The organism is Amycolatopsis sp. CA-211722, assembly GCF_056828465.1.
The window spans coordinates 3,180,068-3,206,141 of record NZ_CP184752.1; the positions used below are offsets into that span (position 1 = coordinate 3,180,068).

Below are 26,074 nucleotides of genomic sequence, written 5' to 3' on the forward strand. Positions count from 1 at the left end.
CGTTTAGCCCGCTAAACGCGGGTGGTGCGGGCGGGTCGCGTTTAGCCCGCTAAACGCGATCCTTCTGGGTTGGGGTGCGCGTGAAGGCCTCCTTCCCTCGGCTCAGCCGAGGGAAGGGGGCCTTCACGCGCTATGGGGCGCTGGAAAGTACGTGAAGGGGGCCTTCACGGAGCTAGGCGCAAGGATGGGGGCCTTCACGTATTTGCGCGGGGCGGGCGGACCTGCGTTTCGCGGGCTAAACGCGATCTGGCGCCAGTTGCCGAGGGGGTGAAGGCCTCCTTCCCTGCTCTGAAGGTAGGCGAGGAGGCCTTCACGGCATCCGCCGCGGGGCGCAGTTCTGCACAGATCGCGTTTAGCCCGCGAAACGCGGGTGGTGCTGTCAGATCGCGTTTAGCCCGCGAAACGCGGGTGGTGCTGTCAGATCGCGTTCAGCCTGCTAAACGCGACGCAGCCAGCCCGAAGCGTTCGCCCGCAGCGCGGCCTCGTAAGCCGCGCTCACGGTGAACTCGTCGGGCAGGTTCCCGTTCAGCTCCAGGGAGACGAGCCCGTGCACGATGCCCCAGCAGCTCACGGCGATGACCTCGGGCGGCACGTCGAGGAAGACGCCGTCGGCGACCGCGGCACGGATCGTCCCCTCCAGCGGCGCCATCGTGGCGCGGGCCTGCTCGGACGTCTCCTCCGCCGGCTCGAAACCCGGCACCGACTTCGTGAACATGATCGCGTAGAGGTGCGGGTCGGCCAGCGCGCTTTCCCGGTACGCGACGCCGAGCCGCACCAGGTCCTCGACCGGGTCGCCGCTCAGCGTGACCCCGGACATCCGGCGGCCGAAGCGGCGGAAGCCCTCGGTGAACAGCGCGCCGACGAGGTCCGTTTTCCCGCCGAAGAGCGAATAGACCGCGGTGGTGGACGTGCCGACGTCGGCGGCCAGCTTGCGGAGGCTCAGCGCCTTGGGGCCGTCGGCCGAAATGAGTTCACCGGCGCGGTCCAGCAGTTTCAGCCGGAGGTTCTCGTCGTGCGTCCTGGGGCGGGGCATGCGCAGAGAGTATCGCAACGCTGTTATCAATCGCTCGGATTCGGAGTTGACCTGGAGCGCACTCCAGGTCGTACTGTCGTTCACATGAGCTACTCGATAGCGGAAGCCGCACGACGTAGCGGACTGTCCATCGACACTCTCCGGTACTACGAGCGCATCAAACTCGTCGAGCCTCCGGCGCGGGACGCGGCCGGGCGCCGCGCCTACAGCGATGACGACCTCGGGTGGCTGGCGTTCCTGACCAAGCTCCGCCTGACCGGCATGCCCATCAAGCGGATGCGGGAGTACGCCTCCCTGCGCCACCACGGGGCGTCGAGCGCGGGAAGGCGCAAGGCGATCCTCGTCGACCAGCGCAAATCGGTCGCCGACCGGATCGCCGAGTTGCAGACCTGCCTCGACATCCTCGACTACAAGATCGACCACTACGACCAGGTGGAGCGCAAGGTGCTCGGCACCGGAGCCACCGTGGAGGGAATTTCAGCGTGATCAGCACCAGGAGGCTCGGCGGCCTGGAGGTCGGCGCGCAGGGCCTCGGCTGTATGGGGATGAGCCAGGCCTACGGCGTCCGCGACGACGACACGGAGTCGATCGCCACCGTCCACCGCGCTCTCGAACTGGGTGTGACCCTGCTCGACACCGCGAACGTCTACGGCGCCGGAGCGAACGAAGAGCTGGTCGGCCGCGCGATCGCGGGCAAGCGGGACCAGGTCGTCCTGGCGACCAAGTTCGGCATCGTCTGGGATCAGGACGGCGGGATGTCCGCGCGCGGCGACGCGGCGTACGTCAAGCAGAGCTGCGAAGAATCCCTTCGCCGGCTGAACGTCGACTACGTCGACCTCTACTACCAGCACCGCGTCGACCCGGACACGCCGGTCGAGGAGACCTGGGGCGCGCTCGCCGAGCTGGTCCAAGAGGGCAAGATCCGCTACGCCGGGATCTCCGAGGCCAGTGCCGAGACGATCCGTCGCGCCCACGCCGTCCACCCGGTGACCGCGCTGCAGAGCGAGTGGTCACTGTGGACCCGCGGCATCGAAGGCGAGATCCTCTCGACCGTTCGCGAGCTGGGCATCGGCATCGTGCCCTTCTCGCCGCTTGGCCGGGGATTCCTCACCGGCGGCGTGACGTCGGTGAAGGACCTTCCGGCGGACGACCTGCGCCGAGGGCTGCCCCGCTTCGCCGAGGGCAACTTCGAACGCAACATGGCGATCGTCGAGGCGCTGCGCGCGCTGGCCGAGCAGAAGGGCGTCACCGCCGGGCAGCTCGCGCTGGCCTGGGTGCAGGCGCAGGGTGACGACGTCGTGCCGATCCCGGGCACCAAGCGGCGCAAGTACCTCGAAGAGAACGCCGCCGCGGCTGAACTGGAACTGTCCGAAGTGGACATGGAGGCCATCGAAAAGGCCGCGCCCGCCGAGGCGTTCGCCGGTGAGCGTTACCCGGAGCGGCTCGCCCGCGCCGCCGGTAAGTAAAACCCCAGAGAAGTGCGAGAGAGATCATGACGGGTTCCACCCTGCCCACCCGCGGGCTCGGCACGCTGGAAGTCGGCGCGCAGGGCCTCGGCTGCATGGGCATGAGCGAGTTCTACGGCCAAGGTGACGACACCGAATCGATCGCGACGATCCACCGCGCGATCGAACTGGGTGTCACCCTGATCGACACCGCCGACATGTACGGCTTCGGCCGCAACGAGGAGCTGGTCGGCCGCGCGCTGGCCGGCAAGCGGGACCAGGTCGTGCTGGCGACCAAGTTCGGCATCGTGCGCGACGAGGCGGACCCCTCGAAGCGCGGTGTCCGGGGCGACGAATTCTATGTGCGGCAACAGGTCGAGGCGTCGCTTCGCCGATTGAACGTCGACCACATCGACCTCTACTACCAGCACCGCGTCGACCCGGACGTGCCGATCGAAGAGACCGCGGGCGCCCTGTCCTCGCTGGTCGAGCAGGGGAAGATCCGGCACATCGGGCTTTCCGAGGCCGGCCCGGACACCATCCGGCGGGCGCACGCCGTGCACCCGGTGACGGCCGTGCAGACGGAATGGTCGCTGTGGTCGCGCGACATCGAAAACGAGGTCGTCCCGGTCTGTCGTGAACTCGGTATCGGGCTGGTGCCCTATTCCCCGCTGGGCCGCGGTTTCCTCACCGGCCGCTTCAAGTCCAAAGAGGACTTCGCCGACGGTGACTTCCGGCAGACGACGCAGCCGCGGTTCGCCGAAGGGAATCTGGAGCGGAACCTGGCGATCGTCGAGGCGCTGCGCGCGCTGGCGGAGCATAAGGGTGTCACCGCGGGTCAGCTGGCGCTGGCGTGGGTGCAGGCGCAGGGCGACGACGTCGTGCCGATCCCGGGCACCAAGCGCCGCAAGTACCTGGAAGAGAACGTCGCGTCCGTCGGCCTGAAGCTGACGGCCGAGGACATCGCCGCGATCGAGGCGGCGGTCCCGGCCGACGCGGTCGCGGGGGAGCGGTACCCCGAAGCGGCCATGCGCATGCTGTCCCGCTGAACACGAAAAAGCCGGCGCTCCCGATCAGGGAGCGCCGGCTTTTTTCGTTGTCAGAGCGAGGAATTGACCGCGTCGACCACGCCGTCGAGCGCCACGGTCCGCTGCTCGCGGGTCGCGAGGCCGCGCACCGTCACGTTCCCGGCGTCCCAGTCCTCCTGGCCCACGATCACCACGGCCCGCGCCCCGGCCTTGTCCGCCCGGGTGAGTTCCTTGCCCAGCTTGCGGAGTTCGACGGGCGTGGACGTGCGCAGGCCGGCCTTCCGGAGCCGCCCGGCGACCTCGCGCGAGGCGTCGGTGAGCTCTTCGACCACCGGGATCACCACGACGTCGACCTCGCTGCGCGGCTTCGGGGTGAGGCCGTGGGTGTCGAGGAAGTCGATCAGCGTGACGTCGCCCATGCCGAAGCCGATCCCGGGGATCTGCTGCGACGTGAACAACGACGCCAGGTCGCTGTACCGGCCGCCGCCGAAGAGGGCGCGACGGTTCTCCGGGGAGGTGTCGAAGACCTCGAACACGGTCGACGTGTAGTACGCGAGCCCGCGCACGATCATCGGATCGAACGTGATGAGGTCCGCGGCGCCGCTGTTCAGCACCTTGACCAGGTTCGAGTTCTCCTTGACCTGCTCCGGAAGCTCGTCGAGCAGGGCCGCGCCGGAGGACAGGATCTCGGTCAGCTTCTCGAACTGCTTGTCGGTCAGCCCGATCTCGGTCGCGGTGTCGCTCAGCTTCGTGCGGTCCGACTTCTCCCAGCGGTCCACCAGGGTGAACACCTGCGGCAACTGCTCCGCGGTCACGCCGACGATGTCGGTGAGCGCAGACGAGAGCAGGTTCCGGTCGTTCGCCCGCACCTGAAACATGTCAGGGGTCGCGCCGAGCGCGCTCATCATGTCGTGGATCAGCTCGAAGATCTCGATCTCACAGTTCGCGCTGTCCGAACCGAAGATGTCCGCGTTGATCTGCCAGTGCTCGCGGACCCGCCCGCGCTGCGGCCGCTCGTAGCGGTGACAGTTCGGGTGGCTGTACCAGCGCACCGGGAACTGCAGCGATTTGGCGTTGCCCGCGATCATCCTGGCGACCGACGGCGTCATCTCCGGGCGCAGCGCCAGCCGCTCGCCGCCCTTGGTGGTCAGCGTGTACAGCTGCTGGTCCGCGATCTCCTGCCCGGACTTCCGCTCGTAGATCTCCGCGGGTTCGAGGATCGGCCCGTCGTAGCGGAGGAAACCCCGGAGTTCGAGCACGTCGTAGAGATGGCCGAACACCTGCGTCCGGACGGACATCTCGGCGGGCAGGAAGTCGCGGGTCCCCTTGGCGGGGGCTGTCGGCAGGTATTCAGGCACGTCAGCAAGCTTAACCAGCGAAGGCGACGCCGTACGCGGTGGTCAGGATCGCCGCCCCGAGCAGCACCGCCCCGGCACTGGTGACCCGCCCGCCGAGCTTGCCCTTGCCCGGCGCCAGGTGCAGGAAGAAGCCGCCGGACTGGGCGAGCACGCCGAACAGCAGCAGGAAGCAGACGATCCACAGCGCGGCGGACGGGAGCCCGGTCTGCCCGAGGATCTGCAGCGCGACCAGCGCGAGAACCAGCAGGACACCGGCGTGCGCGTGGCCGGCGCGGAACATCCCGCGCTGGTGCTCGGTCAGCTTCCGGTCACGCAGGACACCCATCAGCGCGTAGCCGCCGTACATCACCGTCGGCAGGGAAACGAGCGCGATGACGGTGAAGAGTTTGATCGGTTCTTCCACGCGGAAACGATAACACTGTTTTAAAACGCTGTCACGAAACTTGGCGTTCGACGCCGGACGGGGTCGTGAGTGGTGATTCAGGTCCGCTTGGCCGGCGAGACGGTGCCGGGTGTCGTGAAGGGGACTTTCGCCGCATCGGATACGGGGAAAGTCCCCTTCACGCCTGCCCAGGCGGTGCCGCCCCCGTGTCCCATGCGGCCGCGGCGCTGGTGTCGCGAAAGCCACTTTCGGGACACCAGGCGTCGCGAAAGTGGCTTTCGCGACGCGTCCTGGCCATGAGGCACCCGTCGGCGCCGAGGAGACCGGTCTCGATCAAGCCGAGCCGCTCGCCACCACCCCGCGCGAAACGACCAGGCGAACGTTTCGGAGCGCGGAAAGATCGGCGAGCGGATCGCCGTCGACCACCAGGACGTCGGCGCTCAAACCGGGGGCGAGCCGCCCGGTCACGTCGCCGAGCCCGAGCCCGGCGGCGGAGTCCTCCGTCGCGATCTCGAGGATCCGGCGCCTGCCGAAGCCAAGCCATTCGTAGAGTTCGAGGGCGCCGACGGGGTCGTCGAACACCGACCCGGGCAGCCCGGCGTCGGTCCCCGACAGCAGCGGGACCCCCAGCTCCTCCAGCCAGGACAGCCGCCCGTAGACGGTCTTCGCCAGTTCCTCGCCCATGCGCTCGGCCAGCGTCCGCCAGTTCCGGCTGCTCGTCGAACACGCCGCGATGCCCTCGGCCGCCATGCGCTTGGCGACGCCCTCGCGCCTGTCCTGGCGCTGGGGGCCGGTCAGCCAGGTGCAGTGCTCGATCGTGCGGACACCCGCCTCGACCGACGCCTCGATCGCGTCGGAGCCGTGGGCGTGCGCCGCGACCGGGAGCCCGTGGCGTGCCGCGTGCTCGACGATCAGGCGCAGCGCCCGGACGTCGAACTGCGATTCCCACATGTCCGCGCCGCCCTCGGTGATCTGGCCGCCGCTGGCCATCACCTTGATCACGTCCGCGCCGGCCGCCGCGTTCTCGTCGATCAGGGCCCGGATCGCGTCGTCGCCGTCGACCTCGCCGCCGAAGAAATGGCAGTGTCCTTTGAGGACGGTCAGGGGCGCTCCCGCGGTGAGCAGGCGCGGCGCGGCGGTGCCTTCGAGATCCGCCCGGACCCGCGCGCCCAGCGCGTCGCGGTCGCCGAGGTCCCGCACCGTCGTGACGCCGCTGCGCAGCAGCTGTCCCAACCGCTCCTTGGCACCCGCGCGGAGGGCGTCGTCGTCGCTCGCCAGGAAGTTCGGCAGCATCTCGCGGGAGGCGTCGAAAGCCAGGTGCACGTGGGCGTTGAACAGGCCGGGCAGCACTGTCGCGCCGGGGAAGTCGAGCGTTTCCGCGTGCGGCGACGCCTGCGCCACGACTTCGGCGCGAGGGCCTGCCGCGAGGATCCGGCCGCCCTCGACGAGGACGGCGCCGTCTTCGACCGGCGTGCTCGGACGCGGCAGGACGCGCTCGCCCGTGAGCAGCAGTTGTGCGGTCATGCGTCGCTCCTGGAGACGGCGGCGGACAGGGCGAGCAGCGGCCGGACGTCGGATTCGATGTCGGAGGCGCCGCCCGGGAGCACGAGTTTCGCCCGCCCGTCGGTCTCCTCGCCGGCGGTCTGCCGGGCGATCGCCGTCTTCAGCGCTTCCGCCGCGGCCCTCGGGTCGTCGGCGGCGAGCGTGGTGAGATCGGTTTCCAGATAGGGGCTCAGCTGCACGAGCCCGTCCCTGATCTCGATCACGCGGCGGTAGTACCGGCGGTGGACCGTACGCGGGCGCCACCGCTCCCACCTGCCCTGTGGCGTGGTCCGGAGCACGATGTTCGGGTAGATCCCGGCCAGCGCGGTCCACAACGGGGTGAGCTTGTCGTGGTGACGCCGGTGCAGACGACGGCGGCGAAGCGCGGCGAACCGCGCGCGGGCGCCGGGATAGGTGATCCCGGCCAGGAAGAGCACGATCCCGAGGAGTACCAGCGGGACCGCGACGGTGAGCAGAAACGGGATCGACGGCCCGAACGCCCACGCGATCACGATGTAGAGCGCGCGGAAGACACTGCCGACGGAGAGGCAGATCAGCCCGGCGGCGCTGAGTTTCAGCCCGGTCTTCAGATGCCGGTCCGCGGCGCGGATGTAGCGGAAGATCCACCAGGCGCAGGCGGAAAGGCCGTAGATCAGGTAGATCCCGGCGCCCAGGTAGAACAGCGCCACGCCGGGTGTGTGCACGAGCTTCGGGCTCAGTGCGAGCCCGCGTACCTCCGGCGGGGTGAGGGCCATGGCGACCAGCATCAGCGCGATCGCGCCGGACAGCGGGATCAGTTCGAACAGGACGCGTTTCGGGCGGCGCGGGCCCAGCGCGGAGCCGAGGAAGACGATCAACAGCGCGCACACCCCGATGGCGAGCAGGATGTTGTTGACCAGCCGGCCCGTGCCCTTGCCGGTCAGGTCGTCGAGCCAGCCGACGATCACCTTCTGCTGGGCGAGGAAGGAGCCGGCGACGCAGACGATCGTGACCGTGATCGCCCAGTTCGGCAGCAGCCGGGGCGCGCGGTACGTCTGGTAGATCCGCCAGGCGAGCGCGGTCGCGAACAGCACCATCGCCACGACGTTGAGAGGGGAGAACAGCGAGTTCACAGCCACCCTTGATGGTCGCCCAGCGCGCCTTGGACGCGGCGGACGTCATCGTCGTCGGCGCGACGGGGAATCGTGTAGTTCAAGACCGACGCCCATTCGAGGATGATGGTCGCCACGGTCTCGGCTTCCCATTCGTGCGCCTCATCGTAGGAGGTGCGGCGTAAAGCGCGGTGAACCGCGTCGCCGTCGAGGCCGGAGGCGGGACCACGCAGGAAGTCGGCGGGTTCGGCGTCGCCGCCGGGGTGGTGATCGGCGAGCATATGGCCGAGTTCGTGCAGGATGATGTGATCCTGGTGGGACTTCGTGGTCTCTTGCTGGAAGAAGATGTAGTCCGCCGAACCGGTGGCGATCCAGCAGCCGAACGGGCCGGGGACCTCCAGCGGATACGGCATCAGCCGGATCGGCCTGCCTCGCTGTTCGCCGAGCCGCTCGCAGAGCACGCCGACGTCGAGCGGCGGCTCGATGTCGAGCTTGTTCAGCATCTTGCGGCAGCGTTTGCGGAGTTCGCGTTCCTTCATCGGCTTTCGTCCGGCTGGTCGCGCTCGGCCCGTTCGTACCGCTCGACGAGCTCCAGCAGATCCATGACCTGGCGGCGGCCCTGCGGGGAAAGCTCCTGCGCGCGCATGGCCATGAGCTTCGCCTCTCCGACGGGCTGCGGTTCCTGGTCTTCGAAGAAGTAGGTGATCGGAACCCCGAACAGTTTCGCCAGCGCCTCGACGTAGTGGATCTTCGGGTTGACGCGTTTACCCGTGGCGAGCTGCTGGAGGTACGCGGGCGACATGGTGGGCCCGCCGGCGCGATCGATCGCCGCGGACAGCTCGCGATAGCTGTGCGGGGCGCCTTCGTTCGCGCGCGCCGAATCGATCAGCGCGCTCAGCTTCTGGGCGAAGGTCTGGTACGGCGACATGACCCCCCATCCGTTCACTGGTCCCGTTCCGTAGTGGGAGTGTAACGCGATACAGCCTGTCCGCAGCTGTTGACAGCGTATGTATGCAGTGGTTTACAGTTGTCAAGCGGTTTCGTGCCGTTTCCGGTCTCTCACTCCGGAATCCGTGCCCTGGGGGTGTACGGACGCCGGAGTGAGAGCCGTCTTTCGCGGTGGGTGCACAAGATCGTGCCGGATGTAGTACGCTGAGGCGGCCAAGGTCGATCGCCGTCACGGCGAACCCTTGGCCTCGGCCTGTTGCCGGAGGTCGACCCCCAGGGCTTCCGGTGACAGGCCCCTTTATTTTCTCCCCCGCGTTTCGTCCTCTTGTTGCGGTCGTTCGTAGTGCGGACTACCGCAACAAGAGGAAGAAACGCGGGCGGGGGTTAGGGCATCAGCGTGGCGGCCAGGGTGCCGCCCAAGTCGAAACAGGCTTCCAAATCCGCTTTGCCCGGTTCGCCGGTGACGAGCACCGGGGAAGCCGCGCTTTCCCAGCCCAGCCCGGTCGTGATGGCCTCGATCGCGCGCACCGTGCCGGCGGTGTCGTTGTTGCCGTGCACGAAGAACCCGAACGGCCGTCCCCGCGTGGAATCCAGGCACGGGTAGTAGACGGTGTCGAAGAAATGCTTCAGCGCGCCGGACATGTACCCCAGATTCGCCGGGGTGCCGAGCAGGTAGCCGTCGGCCTCCAGGACGTCGGGCGCGGTCGCGCCCAGCGCCGCCCGCCGCACCACGTCGACGCCCTCGATGTCCGGATGGTTCGCGCCCGAAAGCACGGCTTCGAACATCGCCTGCGTCGAGGGCGACGGCGTGTGGTGGACGATCAGCAGCTTCGGCATGTCAGGCCAGCCGGGCTTCGATGTCGGTTCGCAGCGCGGACAGCCGCGCTTCCGCGGCGGCGCGCGCGTCGGCGAGGCCGCCCGTGACCGGCTCCTTGACCTGCAGATACGCCTTCAGCTTCGGCTCGGTCCCGGACGGCCTGATCACGACACGCAGGCCCTCGCCGGTCAGGCGGAGGACGTCGGCGTCGGGCAGGAGGTCCTCCATCGTGACGGCGGTGCCGCCCAGCGCCGCCGGGGGAGTGGCGCGCAGGCCGGCCATCAGCCGCTCCCGTACCGACAGATCGGTGACCCGCAACGAGACCTGATCCGTCACGTGCACCCCGTGCTTCACCGCCAGTTCGTCGAGGACGTCCAGCGGCCCGCGGCCCGACGCGCGCAGGGAGGCGGTCAACGCCGCGGCGAGCACGGCGGCGGAGATGCCGTCCTTGTCGCGGACGAAACCGGGGTTCACGCAGAGGCCGAGCGCCTCTTCGTACGCGAACACGAGCCCTTCGCCCGCGCGGACCAGCCATTTGAACCCGGTCAGGGTCTCCGCGTAGCGTGCCCCGAACTCCTTCGCGACTTCGCCGAGCATCGACGACGACACGATCGTCGTGGCGACCAGCGGGTCCGTTGTGTCCACTGTGGACAGGACATGCCAGCCGAGGAGCACGCCGGTTTCGTCGCCGCGCAGCATCCGCCACGAACCGTCGCGCTCGCGCACGCCCAGCGCGCAGCGGTCGGCGTCCGGGTCGAGCGCGATCGCCAGCTCGGCGTCCACTTCGGACGCCAGCGCGAGCAGAAGATCCGTCGCGCCCGGTTCTTCCGGATTGGGGAAGGCGACCGTCGGGAAGTCGGGATCGGGCGTGGCCTGCTCGGTCACCAGATGGAGATCGCCGAATCCGGCGCGTTCGAACGCGACGCGCAGGGTGTCCGCGCCGACGCCGTGCAACGCCGTCGCGGCGACCTTGACCTCGCGCTCCGGACCACGCGGCAGCAGCGCGACCTTCGCGAGGTACGCGTCCAGGAGTTCGTCGCCCAGCACCTCGGCGCCCGGCTCGCGGGGCACGCTGATCGCCGGGGGAGCGGCTTCGATGGCCCGCTCGATCTGTCCGTCCGAAGGCGGGACGATCTGGCCACCCGACGCGTCGTAAAGCTTGTAGCCGTTGTCGGCGGGGGGATTGTGCGACGCGGTGATCTGGATACCCGCGACCGCGCCGAGCTCCGGTACGGCGAACGCGAGCACCGGGGTGGGCAACGGGCCGGGCAGCGTCTTCACCGCGAACCCGGCGGCCGCCAGCACCTCGGCGGCGGCCTCGGCGAAGGCCTCCGAACCGTGCCGCGCGTCGCGGCCGACCACCACGACCCCGCCCGAATGTCCTTGCGAGGTCAGCCAGGCGGCGACCCCGGCCGTGGTCCGGGTGACGACCGCGACGTTCATCCCGTTGGGGCCCGCGCGCACCGGACCGCGCAGCCCGGCGGTGCCGAATTCGAGCGGGCCGGCCATCCGGTCCGCGAGTTCGTCCGCCGCGCCGGCTTCGCCGCCCATCGCGCGCGCGAGGATGTTCTGCAGCTCGACGCGGGAATCGTCGTCCGGGTCGTCGGCGATCCAGCGGAACGCCCGATCCCGCAGCTCCGAGGTCAAGGAAGTCGTCACCGAGTCAGCCTACGGGTACGTTGGAGAGGGTGCGATTGATCTTCACTTCTCTGGTGAGTCATGGTCATCTCTATCCCCTACTACCGCTCGCCGTCGCCGCGCGCGACGCCGGGCACGACGTCCTGTTCGCCACGGGTGACGACCTGCTCCCGGTGGTCGAAAAGGCCGGTCTGGCCACGGAAAGCGCCGGATTCGGCATGCGGCAGGCGTTCGAGTCGTACTTCGGCCCCGACGCTCAGCCCCGCGCCAAGGACGCCCCGCCCGAGTCCTTCCATCCCGTTATCGGCGAAGTGTTCGGAAACGTGCTGCCACGGCGGTTCGTCGCCGATCTCGCGCCGGTGCTGGACCGGCACCGCCCCGATCTCGTCGTCTACGAAAGCGGCAACGCCGGGGGCGCCATCGCCGCCCGGCTCGCCGGAATTCCCGCGATAGGGCACGGTTTCGGCCGGTTCTCGCCGGACGATGTCCTGGACGTCATCTACGGCCGTCTCGCGGAATTCGCGGCGGAAGTCGGTTTCCAGGGCGTGAATCTGCCGTCCTTCGGCGACCCGGTCGTCGACATCTGCCCGGAATCGGTGCAGGCGCCCGATTTCCTGGCCGAAGCGAACCGGATCCCCCTGCGTCCCGTCGGCTGGGCGGAGCCGGGAGATCTCCCGGCGGGGGTGGCGGGGCGGGACAAGAGCCGTCCGCTGATCTATCTCACCCTCGGCACCGCTTTCGGTGACGAAGACGTGTTGAAGCGGGCCATCGGCGGTCTCGCCAGGATCGACGCGGACGTCATCGTCGCGGCGGGCCCGACGGTGGATCCGGCGAGCCTGGGCGAAGTCCCGGGCAACGTCCGCGTCGAGGCGTGGGTGCCGCAGGTCGAGCTCCTGCCGCACGTCGACCTCGTGGTCCACCACGGCGGCAGCGGGACGACGCTGGGGGCCTTCGGCGCCGGGTTGCCGCAGCTGGTGCTGCCGCAGGGCGCGGACCAGTTCACGAACGCGGAAGCCGTGGTCGCGGCCGGTGTCGGCGCGCGACTGATCGGTGGCGACGCCGTCGAGGACGCCATCTTCGAGCGGGCGCGAAAGCTGCTCACCGACGAAACGGTGCTCGGCGCCGCGCGGGACCTCGCCGCCGAGGTCGCCGCGATGCCTTCTCCCGCGGAGGTCGCCCAGCGGCTTCCCGAGTTCGCCGGCTGAGAAGTGCCCCGGATGTCATGAAAGGGTCGTTCAGGACGAAAAACGTCCTGAACGACCCTTTCATGACACTTGTCAGGCGCGGGCGACGAGTTCCTTGAGCAGGGTGCCCATCCGGGTGGCGGACTGGCGTCCCGCCTCCAGGACCTCTTCGTGGTTCAGCGGTTCCCCGGTCATCCCGGCCGCCAGGTTGGTCACCAGCGAAAGCCCGAACACCTCGACCCCGGCGGCGCGGGCGGCGATGGCCTCCAGCACCGTCGACATGCCGACGAGGTCGGCGCCGAGTGTCCGCAGCATGTGGATCTCCGCGGGCGTCTCGAAATGGGGCCCGGTCAGCCCCGCGTAGACACCTTCTTCCAGCGAAGGGTCGATCTCGCGGGCGATATCGCGCAGCCGCTTCGCGTACAGATCCGTCAGGTCGACGAAGTTCGCGCCGACGATCGGCGAGCGCGCGGTGAGGTTCAGGTGGTCGGAGATCAGCACCGGCTGCCCGACCCGGAAGCCCTCGCGCAGGCCGCCCGCGGCGTTGGTCAGCAGCACCGTCCTGGCGCCCGCCGCCGCGGCGGTGCGCACGTTGTGCACGACCGGGTCGATGCCCTTGCCTTCGTAGAAATGCGTGCGGCCCAGCAGGATCAGCGCGCGCTTCTCGCCGACGCGGACCGACCGGACGGTGCCCCCGTGCCCGACCGCGCCCGGCGCGACGAATCCGGGCAGCTCGCCCAGCGGGATCTCCGCCTCGGGCTCCCCGATGACGTCCGCCGCCGGGCGCCAGCCCGAACCCAGCACGACGGCGATGTCGTGCTTCTCGACGCCGGTGCGTTCGGCGATGGCGGCGGCCGCCGCGACCTCGTTCTCACTCATGCGACGAGCGTATCCGGACGGTTCTCACGAGCAGGAACGCCACCAGCCCGAACGGGGACAGGAAGATCGTGAGCGCCAGGATCGGGCCGGTCACCAGCGGATGGATTCGGTGCTCGCGGGATTCGAGGTACATCCAGCGGGCGATGAACAGGTCGAAGGCGATCAGATGGGCCCAGATCGTGGCCGCTCCGTACGGCGTGCCGGTGAAGGCGGCGAGCACGTCGAGGTCCGGCCTGCTCACCGCGGTCCAGAGCTCGCCGAGATGCGCGAGGGCGAGCACGAAGTACGGGATCAGTGGCAGCAGCGGCGTCCAGGGCGAGGACATGATCCGGCGGGTCCACGACCAGCCCGGCAGGAAGATCATCAGCAGCCAGAACGGCGTCGCCAGCGGGAAGGTCCAGGTGAACAGGGTCTCGACGTTCATCGCAGCGAGGCCTCCAGTTCGCGTGATGGCCGTCCGATCGCGATCAGCCCGCTAAAGGCGACGCCCGCGATCAGGAGGGCGAAGGCGGTGAGGGTCTGGCTGTCGGGAGAGACGATCGACTGGCCGCGCAACGCCTGCCAGGTGAGCAGGGCGAGAAGGCCCGCGTAGCCGACGCCGGCGATCACCACGAGCCGCAGCCGGAGGACGTCGTCGCGGAGCCGCGGGTAGCGAGCGGCCAGGACGCCGAGGACGAGCGCGAGCAGCGGAAGCGCTTGGAGGCCGTGCAGGCCGAGGAAATGCGGGATCCGCAGGTCGCCGCCGACCGTGCTCCAGCCGAGGATCGGCAGACCGGGGCCGCCGTCGGGGAGCCCGACGGTATGCGCGCCGATCATCGCGGACTGGCCGGTCGCGTCGAGTACGGCCTGCTGGTCCGGGGTGGGGCCGCTCATCAGCGTCGCCAGCGAGATCCCGATCATGCCGAGGATCGCGCCGATCCGGGCCGCCCACGCCGTCGCGCGGTCGGGGATCCGGGTGAACAGGACGGCGATCGTCAGCACCAGGTTGACCATCCACAGCACGGCGATCATCCCGCCCATGACCTGAAAGATCGTGTTATCGAGCGGCGTCGCATTGTTGAAGTGGCTCGCGCGGACGCGGGCGGCCTGGAAGATCACGAGCGCGTATTCGGCCCCGAAGATCACGACGAGCGTGTTCGCCAGCCAGCTCGCGGTCCGCCGGAACTTCGGCAGCAGGGAGACCAGCCAGCTCCAGGTGAAGAAGTACAGCGAGCCGGAGACGGCGAATTTGAACGGTTTCGCCCAGATCGGCGCGCCTTCCAGCGTCCGCTGGTCGATCAGCAGGGCGAAAACGCACAGCACGGTGATCACGGCGAAGGCCTGTCCGCAGCGATACGAACCACGGTGCCAGGTGCGGGTTCTCTCGCGGAGATCGGTCAAGATGGTCATGGGTCCCTCCCGGAATGGATAGCGATGCTCTCCGTTATGGGAAGTTAAGCTATCCATCCTGAGAAATCTTCAGGGATGACCCTGGAACCGTCCCCGAGATCGGAGAACGCACGCGTGCGGATGGCCGAACTGAGCGAAAAGGCCGGAGTTCCGGTCGCCACGATCAAGTACTACCTGCGGGAAGGACTGCTCCCACCGGGCGAGCGGACCAGCCCCAACCAGGCGAAGTACGACGACGGGCATGTCCAGCGGATCAAGCTGATCAGGGCGCTGATGGAGGTCGGCGGCCTTTCGCTCGCGACGGTCGGCGAGGTGCTCGCCGCGGTCGACGCCGGGGAGGCCAGCCCTCATCACGTCCTCGGCATCGCTCAGCAGGGCATCACCACCTCCCGGCAGGTCGCCGACGACGAAACCAGAGCCTGGGCGCTCGCCACGGTCCGTGACCTCGCCGAACGCCGCGGCTGGCCCTGCAAATCCGACGACGACCTGGTCATCCAGGCCCTGGTCGGCGTCCTGTGCACGATCCGCGAGGTCGGGCACGGCTGGTACCTCGACAAACTCGACGCCTACGCCGAGATCGCCGACCGGATCGCCGACCTGGACCTCGAAGGGATCGCCGGGATCGAGTCGCTGGAACAGATCATCGAGATCGCCGTCGTGGAGACGGTTCTCGGGGACAGGCTGCTCTCGGTGTTGCGGAGGCTGGCGCAGCAGCGTGCGTCGAAGGCGTACTTCAGCCGTCCACGATGAACGAAAGCGCCACCGGCTCGAAGATCCCGGTCTTCGCCGAGTTCTCCTGCTCGATCGGCGACGTCACCGAGAGGATCCACAGATCCGTGCCGCCGCCGAACAGGTCCATGTACGTCGTCCGCGTGATGCTCTCGTTCACGGCGTCGCGGTTCCCGGCGGCGCGCTCGGTTGTCCGGTAGGTGTACCGCTGGCTGTCGTCGCCCCGGCCGGGCACGGTGGCGGGGGCGCCGATCGGCGCGATCTCCGGATGCTGGCTCTTCAGCCAGCTGAAGTAGGCGGGCGGCGGGCTGTCGGCCAGGAAACCGGTCAGCCGCTCGACCCGGATGACCTGGCGGCCGTCCGGAGAGACGTACTGGACCACGGTGCTCGGCACCCCCCGGGTGACGTGCGGCGCGACGAACTTCAGCCAGCCTTCGGGGACCCCGACGCTGAACCGGCCGCCCTTGAGGCCGTTCACCGTGCTGGCATCACCCTGCTGCGTGATCAGTTTCGGCGGCGGCTGAGTGACGATCGTGTCGCCCTGCTGCACCTTCTCCGGGGGCCGCAGGTCCTGCCCGCCGACGGCCCTGGCCAGCACGAACCCGCCGCCCGCGGCCAGCAGGAAGAGGACGACCGACGCGAGCGCCAGCACCACCGTGCCCACCGTCGACCGGCCGGGCCGTCGGGGCGGCGGTGGCGTGACGGTCGGCATCGGCGCGAGCTCGACGGGAGGCGCGGGCGCGGGCTGGTTCAGGAACGGCAGCGGACCGGGGTCGGCGGCGAGTTCGGAGCTCGTGCCCTCACCCGGCTTCTCCGGCGCGACCGGCTTGATCACCTGGGTGTCGGTCGCGTCGAGGTGCGCGGTGGTCTTCTTGCCGTCGGGCGTGTGGAACAGCTCGGCGGGGAACAGGTCGATGAGCGTCTTGGCCTGCAACGGGTACAGCCGGCGCCGGACCTCGCGCAGGGTGATCCGCTTCGACGGCTCCTTCTTCATCAGCGCGCCGATCACGTCGGCCAGCGGACCGGGGCCGGGCTTCGGCACCTTCCCGTTGACGACCTTGCCGACCGTTTCGAGCGGATCGCCGTCGGCGTCGTAGGGCGGCGAACCCTCGATGGCGGCGAACAGTGTCGCGCCGAGACCCCACAGGTCGGCGGCCGGGACGACGGCGCCGCCGGACGCGACCTCGGGCGCGATGTAGGCGGGCGAACCCAGCATCATCCCGGTGCGGGTCATGGTGGCCTCGGAGACATTGCGCGCGATGCCGAAATCGGTGAGCTTGATGCGGCCGTCACCCGCGACGAGGACGTTGCCCGGTTTGACGTCACGGTGGGTGATGCCGGCGGCGTGCGCGGCTTCGAGCGCGGACGCCACCGCGATCCCGACCGCCGCCGCCTGCTCGACCGTCAGCGGCCCGTGGTCGCGCAGGATGTGCGCGAGGCTGCGCGACGGCAGCAGCTCCATGACCACGAACGGCTCGTCGTTCTCGCGCGCCACGTCGTGCAGGATGATCACGTTCGGGTGACTCAGGACGGCGATCGCGCGGGCTTCGCGCAAGGTCCGTTCGCGCAGTTCGTCGGCCTGCGACGCCGGGACGCCGGGCGGGAGGCGGACTTCCTTGACCGCGACGGGACGGTGCAGGAACTCGTCGTAGGCCGACCAGACCGTGCCCATCGACCCTGATCCGATGACCGAGCGCAACCGATATCGGCCGGCGACCACACGCTTGTCGTCGCCGGGACTCTCGCTGGGCTCGGGGGTGTCGGACGGCACGGCCCAATTGTGTCGTATGCCCGTGTGGCGGACCCATGCGCCGTGCCCTGTCGGAGTGAACGGGGCCGCTCGGACCGCGGCGCCCGCACGGTGCACTGCCGGGCCGTTTCGTGTGATCAGACGGACGACACACGTGACCGGCCGGCATCGCCCCCTGATCACCCCTAGGCGCGACTAGCGTCACAGGTGACGCCACTTGTGGGCCGTTAGCATCGATGGCTATGACGGAAGTGGCCGAGACGGAGTCAGTGCCGACCCCAGGCGAGCCCGACGCGCCCGAGGAGCTGGAACTCGCGGCGGAGTTCCCCGAAGCGAGCCGGGACCAGTGGCGGGAACTCGTGGCCGGCGTGCTCCGCAAGAGCGGCGCCATCGACGAGTCGTTCGACGGCCTGCCCGAAAGCAAGCTCGTCACCCGGACGTACGACGGCCTGGAGATCCAGCCGCTCTACACCGCCGAAGACGCCGTCGAGGGGACAGGTTTCCCCGGTCTTCCGCCGTTCGTGAGAAGTGCCCGGCCCGAGGGCGCGGTGACGACCGGCTGGGACGTCCGTGCCCGGTACGCGCGCCGTGACACCAAGGCCACGAACGCCGCGATCCTCGCCGACCTCGAAGGCGGCGTCAGCTCCATCTGGCTGCGCGCCGGTGCGCAGGGCGTCCCCGTCGCCGATCTGGGTGACGCGCTGAACGAGGTCTACGTCGACCTCGCGCCTGTCGTCCTCGACGCGGGTGACGAGTACGAAGCCGCCGCGAACGAGTTGTTCGCCCTTTTCGCCGAACGCGAGATCCCGGCGAGCGCGGTCACCGCGACCCTCGGCGCCGACCCGATCGGGTCGACCGCGCGCACCGGTTCGGCGCATCCGCTCGCCCCGGCCGCGGAATTGGCGGCACGGGTCGCCGTCAGTCACCCGAAGGTGCGGACGATCGTCGCCGACGGCCTCCCGTTCCACGAGGCGGGCGGCTCGGACGCGCAGGAACTCGGCGCGGCCATCGCCGCGGGTGTCGCGTACCTGCGGGCGCTCACCGAAGCGGGGCTGGACGTCGACACCGCCGCGGGCCAGATCGAATTCCGGCTCGCCGCCACGGCCGACCAGTTCCTCACGATCGCCAAGTTCCGTGCTGCGCGGCGCCTGTGGGCCCGCGTCACCGAGGTTTCCGGCGGCAAGGGCTCGGGTATGCGGCAGCACGCGGTCACCTCGCCCGCGATGCTGACCCAGCGCGACCCGTGGGTGAACATGCTGCGGACCACGCTCGCCTGTTTCGGCGCCGGGGTCGGCGGCGCGGACGCGATCACCGTGCTCCCGTTCGACGCCGCGATCGGCCAGCCGGACGCGTTCTCCGCGCGGATCGCGCGCAACACGCACGCCGTGCTGCTGGAAGAGTCCAAACTGGCCGGTGTCATCGACCCGGCGGGCGGCTCCTGGTACGTCGAGAACCTCACCGAAGACCTGGCGAAGGCCGCGTGGCGCGAGTTCACCGCCATCGAGGCGGCGGGCGGGATCGAGGCGGAACTGGCGTCCGGCGCGCTCGCCGCACGGCTCGCCGAGACCTGGGGGAAGCGGTCGAAGCGGCTCGCGACCCGACGCGATCCGATCACCGGCGTCAGCGAATTCCCCAACCTGACGGAGAAAGCGGTCGTCCGCGACGCCGTCGAAGACCTGCCGGGCGGTGGCCTGCCCCGGCACAGGTACGCGGAAGCGTTCGAGGCGCTGCGAGACCGGGCGGACGCGCATCCGAGCCGTCCTCGCGTCTTCCTCGCCACCCTCGGCCCGGTCGCGGCGCACACCGCGCGGGCGAGTTTCGCGGCGAACCTGTTCCAGGCGGGCGGGATCGAGGCCGTGAACCCCGGTGCGCCCAAGGACATCCCGGCCGTCGTAGCGGAATTCCGGGCCAGCGGAACGAAGATCGCCTGCCTCTGCGGCAGCAACACTTCCTACGCGGAGGAAGCGGACAGCGTCGCGAAGGCGTTGAAGGAAGCCGGTGCCACGTCGGTGCTGCTCGCCGGGAAACCCGGTGACCACCCGGACGTCACGGGCTACCTGTACACGGGCTGCGACGCCCTGGAGATCCTGACCGGCACGTTGACCGAGCTCGGAGTGCAGTGATGACCATCCCGAACTTCGCCGGAATCGAGCTGGGCGGTCCCGACCCCGCCGACCGTCCTCAGTGGACCGAAGCGCTGCACGCCGCCACCGGGAAGGGCCCCGACGCGCTCGCCTGGGAGACGCCCGAAGGCATCGGCGTCAAGCCGGTCTACACCGCGGACGATCTGTCCGGAGTGGACTTCCTCGGCACGTATCCGGGGATCGCGCCGTATCTGCGCGGCCCGTACCCGACGATGTACGTCAACCAGCCGTGGACCATCCGCCAGTACGCGGGTTTCTCCACCGCCGAGGAGTCGAACGCCTTCTACCGCCGGAATCTCGCCGCCGGGCAGAAGGGCCTTTCGGTCGCCTTCGATCTCGCGACGCACCGCGGCTACGACTCCGACCACCCGCGCGTCGCCGGTGACGTCGGCATGGCGGGCGTCGCGATCGACTCGATCTACGACATGCGCCAGCTCTTCGACGGCATCCCGCTCGACAAGATGAGCGTTTCGATGACCATGAACGGCGCCGTCCTGCCGGTGCTCGCGCTGTACGTCGTCGCGGCCGAGGAACAGGGGGTCACGCCGGACAAGCTGGCCGGGACCATCCAGAACGACATCCTCAAGGAGTTCATGGTCCGCAACACCTACATCTACCCGCCGCAGCCGTCGATGCGGATCATCTCGGACATCTTCTCGTTCACCTCGCGGAACATGCCGAAGTACAACTCGATCTCCATCTCCGGCTACCACATGCAGGAAGCCGGGGCGACCGCCGACCTGGAGCTGGCGTACACGCTCGCGGACGGCGTCGAGTACATCCGCGCCGGGGTCGAGGCCGGGCTGGACGTCGACAAGTTCGCACCGCGCCTGTCCTTCTTCTGGGCGATCGGGATGAACTTCTTCATGGAGGTCGCGAAACTCCGCGCGGCGCGGCTTCTGTGGGCGAAGCTGGTGAAGGGCTTCGAGCCCAAGTCGTCGAAGTCCCTGTCGTTGAGGACGCATTCGCAGACGTCGGGCTGGTCGCTGACCGCGCAGGACGTCTACAACAACGTCGTCCGCACCTGCGTCGAGGCGATGGCGGCGACCCAGGGCCACACGCAGTCGTTGCACACCAACGCCCTCGACGAGGCGCTGGCGTTGCCGACCGATTTCTCCGCCCGCATCGCGCGGAACACGCAGTTGTTGCTGCAGCAGGAATCCGGCACCACGCGCGTGATCGACCCGTGGGGCGGCAGCGCGTTCGTCGAGAAGCTGACCTACGACCTCGCGCGCAAGGCGTGGGGCCACATCACCGAGGTCGAGCAGGCCGGCGGGATGGCGAAGGCGATCGACGCCGGTATCCCCAAGCTGCGCATCGAAGAGGCCGCGGCGCGGACGCAGGCGCGGATCGACTCCGGCCGCCAGCCGGTGATCGGCGTCAACAAGTACCAGGTCACCGACGACGAGCAGATCGACGTGCTCAAGGTCGACAACGCGGGCGTGCGGGCGCAGCAGCTGGAGAAACTGCGGCGGCTGCGCGAAGAACGCGACGAGGACGCCACTCAGGACGCGCTGCGGCGGCTCACCGCGGGCGCCGAGTCCGACGGGAACCTGCTCGCGCTGGCCATCGACGCCGCGCGGGCGAAGGCCACCGTCGGCGAGATCTCCGACTCGCTCGAGAAGATCTGGGGGCGCCACTCCGGCCAGATTCGTACCATCTCCGGTGTGTACCGCGAGGAGGTCGGCAAGACCGAGAACGTCGAGCAGGCGCGCGAACTGGTCGAGAAGTTCGCCGAGGAGGAGGGCCGCCGTCCCCGGATCCTGGTCGCGAAGATGGGCCAGGACGGCCACGACCGCGGCCAGAAGGTGATCGCGACCGGCTTCGCCGACATCGGTTTCGACGTCGACGTCGGCCCGCTGTTCTCCACCCCCGGCGAGGTCGCGCGGCAGGCGATCGAGGCGGACGTGCACGTCATCGGCGTCTCGTCGCTGGCCGCCGGGCACCTCTCGCTGGTCCCCGCGCTGCGCGCCGAGCTCGCCGAGCAGGGCCGCGAGGACATCATCGTCGTGGTCGGCGGCGTCATCCCGCCGCAGGACTACGAGGAGCTGCGCGCGGCGGGCGCGGCGGCGATCTTCGGCCCCGGCACGGTGATCGCCGAAGCGGCGATCGACCTCATCGGACAGCTGACCGCCCAGGAGTCCTGAACCTTGCCGCGCAAGATCGACGTCGGGGCGCTCGCCAAAGGTGTCCTCGCGGGCGACCGCGGCCTGCTGTCGCGGGCGATCACGCTCGTCGAGTCCAACCGGGAGGACCACCGGGCGCAGGCGCAGGAGCTGCTGGTCGAGCTGCTTCCGCACGCGGGCGGCGCGCGGCGCGTCGGCATCACCGGCGTTCCCGGTGTCGGCAAGTCGACCTTCATCGACCAGCTCGGCACGGATCTGACCGGGGCCGGGCACAAGGTCGCCGTGCTGGCCGTCGACCCTTCGTCGACGCGGACGGGCGGCTCGATCCTCGGTGACAAGACCCGGATGGCGCGCCTAGCGGTGGACCCGAAGGCGTTCATCCGCCCTTCGCCGACTTCGGGCACGCTCGGCGGCGTCGCGCGGGCGACCCGCGAGACGATCGTGCTGATGGAGGCGGCCGGGTACGACATCGTGCTGGTCGAGACCGTCGGCGTCGGGCAGTCCGAGGTGACCGTGGCGAACATGGTCGACCACTTCCTGTTCCTCACCTTGGCCCGCACGGGCGACCAGTTGCAGGGCATCAAGAAGGGTGTCCTCGAACTGGCGGACGTCATCGCGGTCAACAAGGCCGACGGCGACCACGAACGCGACGCGAAACGCGCTGCCCGCGAACTGGCCGGGGCGCTGCGGATGATCTACGGCCGGGACGCCGAGTGGACGCCCCCGGTGCTGACCTGCAGCGCGCTCACCGACGTCGGGCTCGACGACGTATGGGCCGAAATCGGCCGTCACCGCGACGTTCTGACCGCTTCGGGTGAACTCGACGGACGGCGACGGCGGCAGCAGGTGGAGTGGACCTGGTCGATGGTCCGGGAGCAGCTCCTCGGGCGGCTCGCTTCACATCCGGACGTGCGAGCGGTCGTTCCGGACGTCGAACGGGCGGTCCGGGACGGTGAGCTGACCCCGACGCTGGCCGCGCAACGGATTCTGGAGGCGTTCTCCGGTCCTCCGCGTGGCGGCTGACGCGGGAACCCGGCAGAGTGCAGAATCGGGTTCGCGCCACGCCGTCGAAAGGGAGTCATGCCGAAAAGGTCTCGTCTCGGGCAGCTTGCCGGGCTCGTCGCCGCCGGGCTGGTCGTCTGCGCTCCCGTCGCGCAGGCCGTTGAGATCCAGGCGCCCGCGCCGGTGATCATGCAGGCAGCGGCGGTGCACGAAGCGCTCGAGCAGGCGCCTCCGGGGCCGGTGCTCGACCCCGCCGAGACCGACAAGGCCAACAGCCAGGAGACCAAGCGGAAGATCATCGCGGGCGTCGCCGCGGCCATCCTGCTCGGTCTGGTGATCCTCGGCCGTCGCGCCCGATCCAAGAAAAAGAAGTCCTGAACCGCTACCGGTAAGTAGAAGGACTCTCCGCTTAGCCCGGGCCGAACTCTCGCAGCCGTTCATCGCAGATCCACTACCGGCCACCTCCGCCTCGATCACTCGACGAGCGGCTTGTCATCCGCATGGTGCACGATCTATCGCAAATGCGTATCACAGATCGAACGGCACCCAGCGTGCCTTCAGCGACCACTCGTACGGTGGTAGACGAAGGTGACAGTGTCGCGGGAGGAGGTGCGGCGTGACGGTGCTCGATTCACGTCCGGACATTCCAGGCGACCCCGAGGGTCGCGTCGTTGCCCCTATAGAGGCGCCCACCGCGCTGATCTCCGAGGCCGGCGTCAGCATGGCACCTGTGCATGACCTCGGCGCCGGACGCGGCCCCTTCTGGCTCGACGACTGGCTCCGCGCGAACGCCACCGACGTCGTCGCGTGGCGCCGTCACATCCACGCGCACCCGGAGCTCTCCCGCCACGAGTTCGCCACGACCGAAATGGTCATGTCCCTGCTCCGCTCGGTCGGGCTCAAGCCATGGGTGCTCCCCACCGGCACCGGCGTGGTCTGCGACATCGGCAGCGGCGACCGCTGCGTCGCGCTGCGCGCCGACATGGACGCCCTGCCGCTGACCGAGGCCACAGGGCTCCCGTACGCCTCCAAGACCGACGGCGCCGCGCACATGTGCGGGCACGACGCGCACACCGCGATCCTCCTGGGTGCGGCGCGGGCGCTGGCGGGCGCGCCGGAGCTGCCCGGCCGCGTACGGCTGATCTTCCAGCCCGCCGAGGAGGTCATGCCCGGCGGCGCGCTGGACATGATCGCCGCGGGCGCGATGGAAGGCGTCGAGCGGATCTACGGGCTGCACTGCGACCCGCGGCTCGAGGTCGGCAAGGTCGGCCTGCGCGAAGGCGCGCTGACCTCGGCCGCCGACCTCATCGAGCTGCGGCTCACCTCGCCGGGCGGGCACACCTCGCGGCCGCATCTGACCGCGGACCTGGTGCACGCGCTGGGCACCGTGATCACGTCGCTGCCCGCGGTGCTCTCGCGCCGGGTCGACCCGCGATCCGGGACCGTGCTGGTCTGGGGCGCGGTGCACGCCGGGCAGGCGGCCAACGCCGTCCCTCAGGACGGGGTGCTGCGCGGCACGCTCCGCACCGCGGACCACGAGGTCTGGACGATGCTGGAGCCGCTCGTCGCGTCTTCGGTGGAGTCGCTGCTCGCGCCGACCGGGGTCGGGTTCTCGCTCGACTACCGCCGCGGCGTGCCGCCGGTCGTCTCCGATCCGGAGTCGCACGCGCTGATGCGGGCCGGCGTCGAGGCCGCGTTGGGCGAGACTGCCGTCGCCGGGACCGAGCAGTCGTCCGGCGGCGAGGACTTCGGGTGGTACCTGGAGCACGTCCAGGGCGCCTTCGCTCGCCTCGGCGTCTGGTCCGGTGAAGGCCCGATGGCCGACATCCACCGCCCGACCTTCACCCTCGACGAGCGTTCGCTCCTGTGCGGTGTCCGGACGCTGGTCCACACCGCCCTGGCCACCCTGGCCTGAGTTACGCCTTCAATCACGCGAGTTACGGCTTCAATCACGCGAGTTACGCCTCTGTGCACGGATGTTCGCTCCAACGTGGTCCGAGCATCCGGGCACAGAGTTATCCACAACATGGGCGAGTTATCCACAGCGGGGAAACGTGCCCTTCCCAAGAGCGATCCCGTCGCAGATTCTCGAAGATGTGATCAACTGGGGAGGACTACATGGGGCGGTCTCGCGTAGTGAGGCCGACAAGATCTTGGGGCGGCGTGCCGTCATCGAAGGGCTGGAGCGTGGGGTGCTGGCTCAGCCTTGGCGAGGCGTGATCGTCCACGCGGCAGATCTGCTCAAGTTGCCGACTCTGGCACAGGCGGCACTGCTCGCGGTCGGGCCACCAGCTGTGCTTTCCGGCGCTACTTCTCTTGCTCTGCATGGGCTTTCGGCTGTCGACAGTACGGTCGTCCACCTGACCGTCCCCTACGCGAGACGAGTCCAATCGAGGTCTGGGTTGGTGGTGCACAGGGCCGAATTCCACCCGGACGATGTGCTCGAACTGGACGGACTTCCGGTGTTCTCGTTGGACCGCGCTCTGGCTGACCACCTCTGCGACGGCGACAAGCGAACAGCGTTCGCCGCGCTCGAGGAGGCCATGCACAACCTCCCGCCGGACCATCGTGCCGTGCTCCACTCCAACGTCCGGGATCGCATTCTCGACCGCCGGGACCGACGAGGTATCCACAGGGCACAGATGCTGCTCGCGCACGCGACGGGCGAGGCCGAATCGCCGCCGGAGAGCATTCTTCGCTTGATCGTGGTGGAGGCCGGGCTCCCGGTGCCAGTCGCCCAGTACGAGGTGGTCACCATCGATGGGCGGAAGCTGTATGTGCTCGACCTCGCGTGGCCCGAGCTGCGTATCGCCCTGGAGTACGACGGCTATGCCGCGCATGAGGGCAGGCAGGACTACGACGCGGAGCGGGACGCCCGGATGGCGGCACGCGGATGGATCACGATCCGGGCGGCGGCGGCCGATCTGCGGGATCCACGGCGATTGCTGGCGGACTTACGCGGAGCGTTCGAGCGTCGTTCGGCGCGACTCGCGTGATCAGAGGCGTAACTCGCGTGATTGGAGACGCGACTCGCGTGATTGAGGGCGTAACTCGTGGGTCAGCCGGAGATGCCTTGGCAGGGGCGGGTGCGGAGGGCGTCGACGTAGTCGGCGGGGGCGCCGGCGGCCTCGGCCGCGTCGGCCAGGACGCCGAGGTAGCGCGCGGACGGGAGGCCGCCCTCGTAGGCGTCCAGGACGTACAGCCACGCCAGCACGGAGCCGTCCATGGTCTGCACGCGGAGCCGGATCTTGGAGTGGATGCCCAGCTCGCCGCCTTCCCAGCGGTCGAGGTTGGGTTCGTCCAGCGAGGTGACGTCGTACAGCACCACGAAGACCCGGGAGCCCGGGTCTTCGACGATGGTCGCCAGCGCGCCTTCCCAGCCGAGGTCTTCGCCCCCGAAGGTCAGCCTCCAGCCCTCCAGCCAGCCGGTGCCGGCCATGGGCGAGTGGGGAGCGCGCTCCAACATCTGGGCGGGCTCCATATTGGATCCATACGCGGCATACAACGGCACGGCGACAGCCTAGCGACCCGCCGGTCACCCGGCTGGACGTACATGCCGTGTCCGGCCACTCAATCCGCCCAACGGTCG

Annotated in this window: 25 protein-coding genes; 11 read left to right on the plus strand and 14 right to left on the minus strand. The window is 69.4% G+C overall.

From position 1 onward, the window contains the following. Positions 1-436: 436 nt before the first annotated feature. Positions 437-1,033 (minus strand): TetR/AcrR family transcriptional regulator, encoded by a 597-nt coding sequence (locus ACOCEP_RS15700; protein WP_482338000.1) that lies wholly within the window; start codon positions 1,031-1,033, stop codon positions 437-439. An 84-nt stretch (positions 1,034-1,117) separates the two neighbouring features. Here ACOCEP_RS15700 and ACOCEP_RS15705 point away from each other — a divergent pair, with 84 nt between their 5' ends. The 3 genes from ACOCEP_RS15705 to ACOCEP_RS15715 are packed head-to-tail and all read left to right on the plus strand — an operon-like array spanning position 1,118 to position 3,527. Continuing rightward, entirely contained in the window at positions 1,118-1,519 is a 402-nt protein-coding gene (locus tag ACOCEP_RS15705; RefSeq protein WP_192746704.1) for a MerR family transcriptional regulator, read from the plus strand. Beyond that, positions 1,516-2,499, plus strand: a complete 984-nt coding sequence (locus tag ACOCEP_RS15710) for an aldo/keto reductase (protein ID WP_482338001.1) — start codon at positions 1,516-1,518, stop codon at positions 2,497-2,499. Before ACOCEP_RS15705 ends, ACOCEP_RS15710 begins: the two co-directional genes overlap by 4 nt. 26 nt (positions 2,500-2,525) lie before the next feature. Beyond that, on the plus strand, positions 2,526-3,527 hold the full coding sequence (locus ACOCEP_RS15715) for an aldo/keto reductase (RefSeq protein ID WP_482338002.1): 1,002 nt from the start codon (positions 2,526-2,528) through the stop codon (positions 3,525-3,527). Between the two features lie 50 nt (positions 3,528-3,577). On the opposite strand, the gene hisS is transcribed toward ACOCEP_RS15715, so the two are convergent. The 8 genes from hisS to ACOCEP_RS15755 form a co-directional block, all read right to left on the minus strand. Then, a complete protein-coding gene (gene hisS / locus ACOCEP_RS15720) occupies positions 3,578-4,864 on the minus strand; it encodes a histidine--tRNA ligase (RefSeq protein ID WP_482338004.1) in 1,287 nt (428 codons plus the stop codon). Positions 4,865-4,874: 10 nt separating this feature from the next. Further along, on the minus strand, positions 4,875-5,267 hold the full coding sequence (locus tag ACOCEP_RS15725; protein WP_482338005.1) for a hypothetical protein: 393 nt from the start codon (positions 5,265-5,267) through the stop codon (positions 4,875-4,877). A gap of 312 nt (positions 5,268-5,579) precedes the next feature. Then, complete coding sequence (locus ACOCEP_RS15730; protein ID WP_482338007.1) at positions 5,580-6,770, minus strand: amidohydrolase family protein; 1,191 nt, start codon at positions 6,768-6,770, stop codon at positions 5,580-5,582. Then, positions 6,767-7,900: an MAB_1171c family putative transporter gene (locus ACOCEP_RS15735; RefSeq protein WP_482338009.1), complete on the minus strand. Its 1,134-nt coding sequence runs from the start codon at positions 7,898-7,900 to the stop codon at positions 6,767-6,769. The genes ACOCEP_RS15730 and ACOCEP_RS15735 overlap by 4 nt, the downstream gene beginning before the upstream one ends. Then, on the minus strand, positions 7,897-8,418 hold the full coding sequence (locus tag ACOCEP_RS15740) for a hypothetical protein (RefSeq protein WP_482338010.1): 522 nt from the start codon (positions 8,416-8,418) through the stop codon (positions 7,897-7,899). Before ACOCEP_RS15740 ends, ACOCEP_RS15735 begins: the two co-directional genes overlap by 4 nt. Then, a complete protein-coding gene (locus tag ACOCEP_RS15745) occupies positions 8,415-8,807 on the minus strand; it encodes a helix-turn-helix domain-containing protein (RefSeq protein WP_378444729.1) in 393 nt (130 codons plus the stop codon). Before ACOCEP_RS15745 ends, ACOCEP_RS15740 begins: the two co-directional genes overlap by 4 nt. 404 nt (positions 8,808-9,211) lie before the next feature. Then, positions 9,212-9,664, minus strand: coding sequence for a flavodoxin family protein (locus tag ACOCEP_RS15750; protein ID WP_482338011.1), 453 nt, complete (start codon positions 9,662-9,664; stop codon positions 9,212-9,214). Position 9,665: 1 nt separating this feature from the next. After that, the gene (locus ACOCEP_RS15755; protein WP_482338013.1) at positions 9,666-11,303 is read right to left on the minus strand and encodes a phospho-sugar mutase; all 1,638 of its coding nucleotides are present in this window, start codon (positions 11,301-11,303) and stop codon (positions 9,666-9,668) included. A gap of 29 nt (positions 11,304-11,332) precedes the next feature. Here ACOCEP_RS15755 and ACOCEP_RS15760 point away from each other — a divergent pair, with 29 nt between their 5' ends. After that, positions 11,333-12,487, plus strand: coding sequence for a glycosyltransferase (locus ACOCEP_RS15760; protein ID WP_482338014.1), 1,155 nt, complete (start codon positions 11,333-11,335; stop codon positions 12,485-12,487). Positions 12,488-12,559: 72 nt separating this feature from the next. On the opposite strand, the gene ACOCEP_RS15765 is transcribed toward ACOCEP_RS15760, so the two are convergent. The 3 genes from ACOCEP_RS15765 to ACOCEP_RS15775 are packed head-to-tail and all read right to left on the minus strand — an operon-like array spanning position 12,560 to position 14,734. Continuing rightward, on the minus strand, positions 12,560-13,345 hold the full coding sequence (locus ACOCEP_RS15765; RefSeq protein ID WP_034304710.1) for a purine-nucleoside phosphorylase: 786 nt from the start codon (positions 13,343-13,345) through the stop codon (positions 12,560-12,562). Beyond that, the gene (locus ACOCEP_RS15770) at positions 13,338-13,769 is read right to left on the minus strand and encodes an ABA4-like family protein (protein ID WP_482338016.1); all 432 of its coding nucleotides are present in this window, start codon (positions 13,767-13,769) and stop codon (positions 13,338-13,340) included. The genes ACOCEP_RS15765 and ACOCEP_RS15770 overlap by 8 nt, the downstream gene beginning before the upstream one ends. Continuing rightward, complete coding sequence (locus ACOCEP_RS15775; protein WP_482338017.1) at positions 13,766-14,734, minus strand: hypothetical protein; 969 nt, start codon at positions 14,732-14,734, stop codon at positions 13,766-13,768. The genes ACOCEP_RS15770 and ACOCEP_RS15775 overlap by 4 nt, the downstream gene beginning before the upstream one ends. A 75-nt stretch (positions 14,735-14,809) precedes the next feature. Between ACOCEP_RS15775 and ACOCEP_RS15780 the strand changes: the two genes are divergently transcribed. Next, entirely contained in the window at positions 14,810-15,484 is a 675-nt protein-coding gene (locus ACOCEP_RS15780) for a MerR family transcriptional regulator (protein ID WP_482338018.1), read from the plus strand. Here the strand turns inward: ACOCEP_RS15780 and ACOCEP_RS15785 are convergent. Then, the gene (locus ACOCEP_RS15785) at positions 15,468-17,234 is read right to left on the minus strand and encodes a serine/threonine-protein kinase (RefSeq protein ID WP_482338020.1); all 1,767 of its coding nucleotides are present in this window, start codon (positions 17,232-17,234) and stop codon (positions 15,468-15,470) included. The genes ACOCEP_RS15780 and ACOCEP_RS15785 overlap by 17 nt on opposite strands. A 221-nt stretch (positions 17,235-17,455) precedes the next feature. Here ACOCEP_RS15785 and ACOCEP_RS15790 point away from each other — a divergent pair, with 221 nt between their 5' ends. The 6 genes from ACOCEP_RS15790 (at position 17,456) to ACOCEP_RS15815 (ending at position 25,481) form a co-directional block, all read left to right on the plus strand. Further along, the gene (locus tag ACOCEP_RS15790) at positions 17,456-19,336 is read left to right on the plus strand and encodes a methylmalonyl-CoA mutase family protein (RefSeq protein ID WP_482338021.1); all 1,881 of its coding nucleotides are present in this window, start codon (positions 17,456-17,458) and stop codon (positions 19,334-19,336) included. Next, on the plus strand, positions 19,336-21,504 hold the full coding sequence (gene scpA, locus ACOCEP_RS15795) for a methylmalonyl-CoA mutase (RefSeq protein ID WP_482338022.1): 2,169 nt from the start codon (positions 19,336-19,338) through the stop codon (positions 21,502-21,504). Before ACOCEP_RS15790 ends, scpA begins: the two co-directional genes overlap by 1 nt. A 3-nt stretch (positions 21,505-21,507) precedes the next feature. Next, positions 21,508-22,506: a methylmalonyl Co-A mutase-associated GTPase MeaB gene (gene meaB / locus ACOCEP_RS15800; protein ID WP_482338023.1), complete on the plus strand. Its 999-nt coding sequence runs from the start codon at positions 21,508-21,510 to the stop codon at positions 22,504-22,506. A gap of 57 nt (positions 22,507-22,563) precedes the next feature. After that, a complete protein-coding gene (locus ACOCEP_RS15805; RefSeq protein ID WP_482338024.1) occupies positions 22,564-22,863 on the plus strand; it encodes a hypothetical protein in 300 nt (99 codons plus the stop codon). A gap of 238 nt (positions 22,864-23,101) precedes the next feature. Next, positions 23,102-24,400 carry an amidohydrolase gene (locus tag ACOCEP_RS15810; RefSeq protein WP_482338025.1) on the plus strand — a complete coding sequence of 433 codons (1,299 nt, stop codon included), beginning with the start codon at positions 23,102-23,104 and terminating at the stop codon, positions 24,398-24,400. Between the two features lie 238 nt (positions 24,401-24,638). After that, positions 24,639-25,481: a DUF559 domain-containing protein gene (locus ACOCEP_RS15815; protein WP_482339727.1), complete on the plus strand. Its 843-nt coding sequence runs from the start codon at positions 24,639-24,641 to the stop codon at positions 25,479-25,481. Between the two features lie 62 nt (positions 25,482-25,543). Here the strand turns inward: ACOCEP_RS15815 and ACOCEP_RS15820 are convergent, their stop codons facing one another. Then, entirely contained in the window at positions 25,544-25,996 is a 453-nt protein-coding gene (locus ACOCEP_RS15820; RefSeq protein WP_179948472.1) for a gamma-glutamylcyclotransferase family protein, read from the minus strand. Positions 25,997-26,074: the final 78 nt, after the last annotated feature.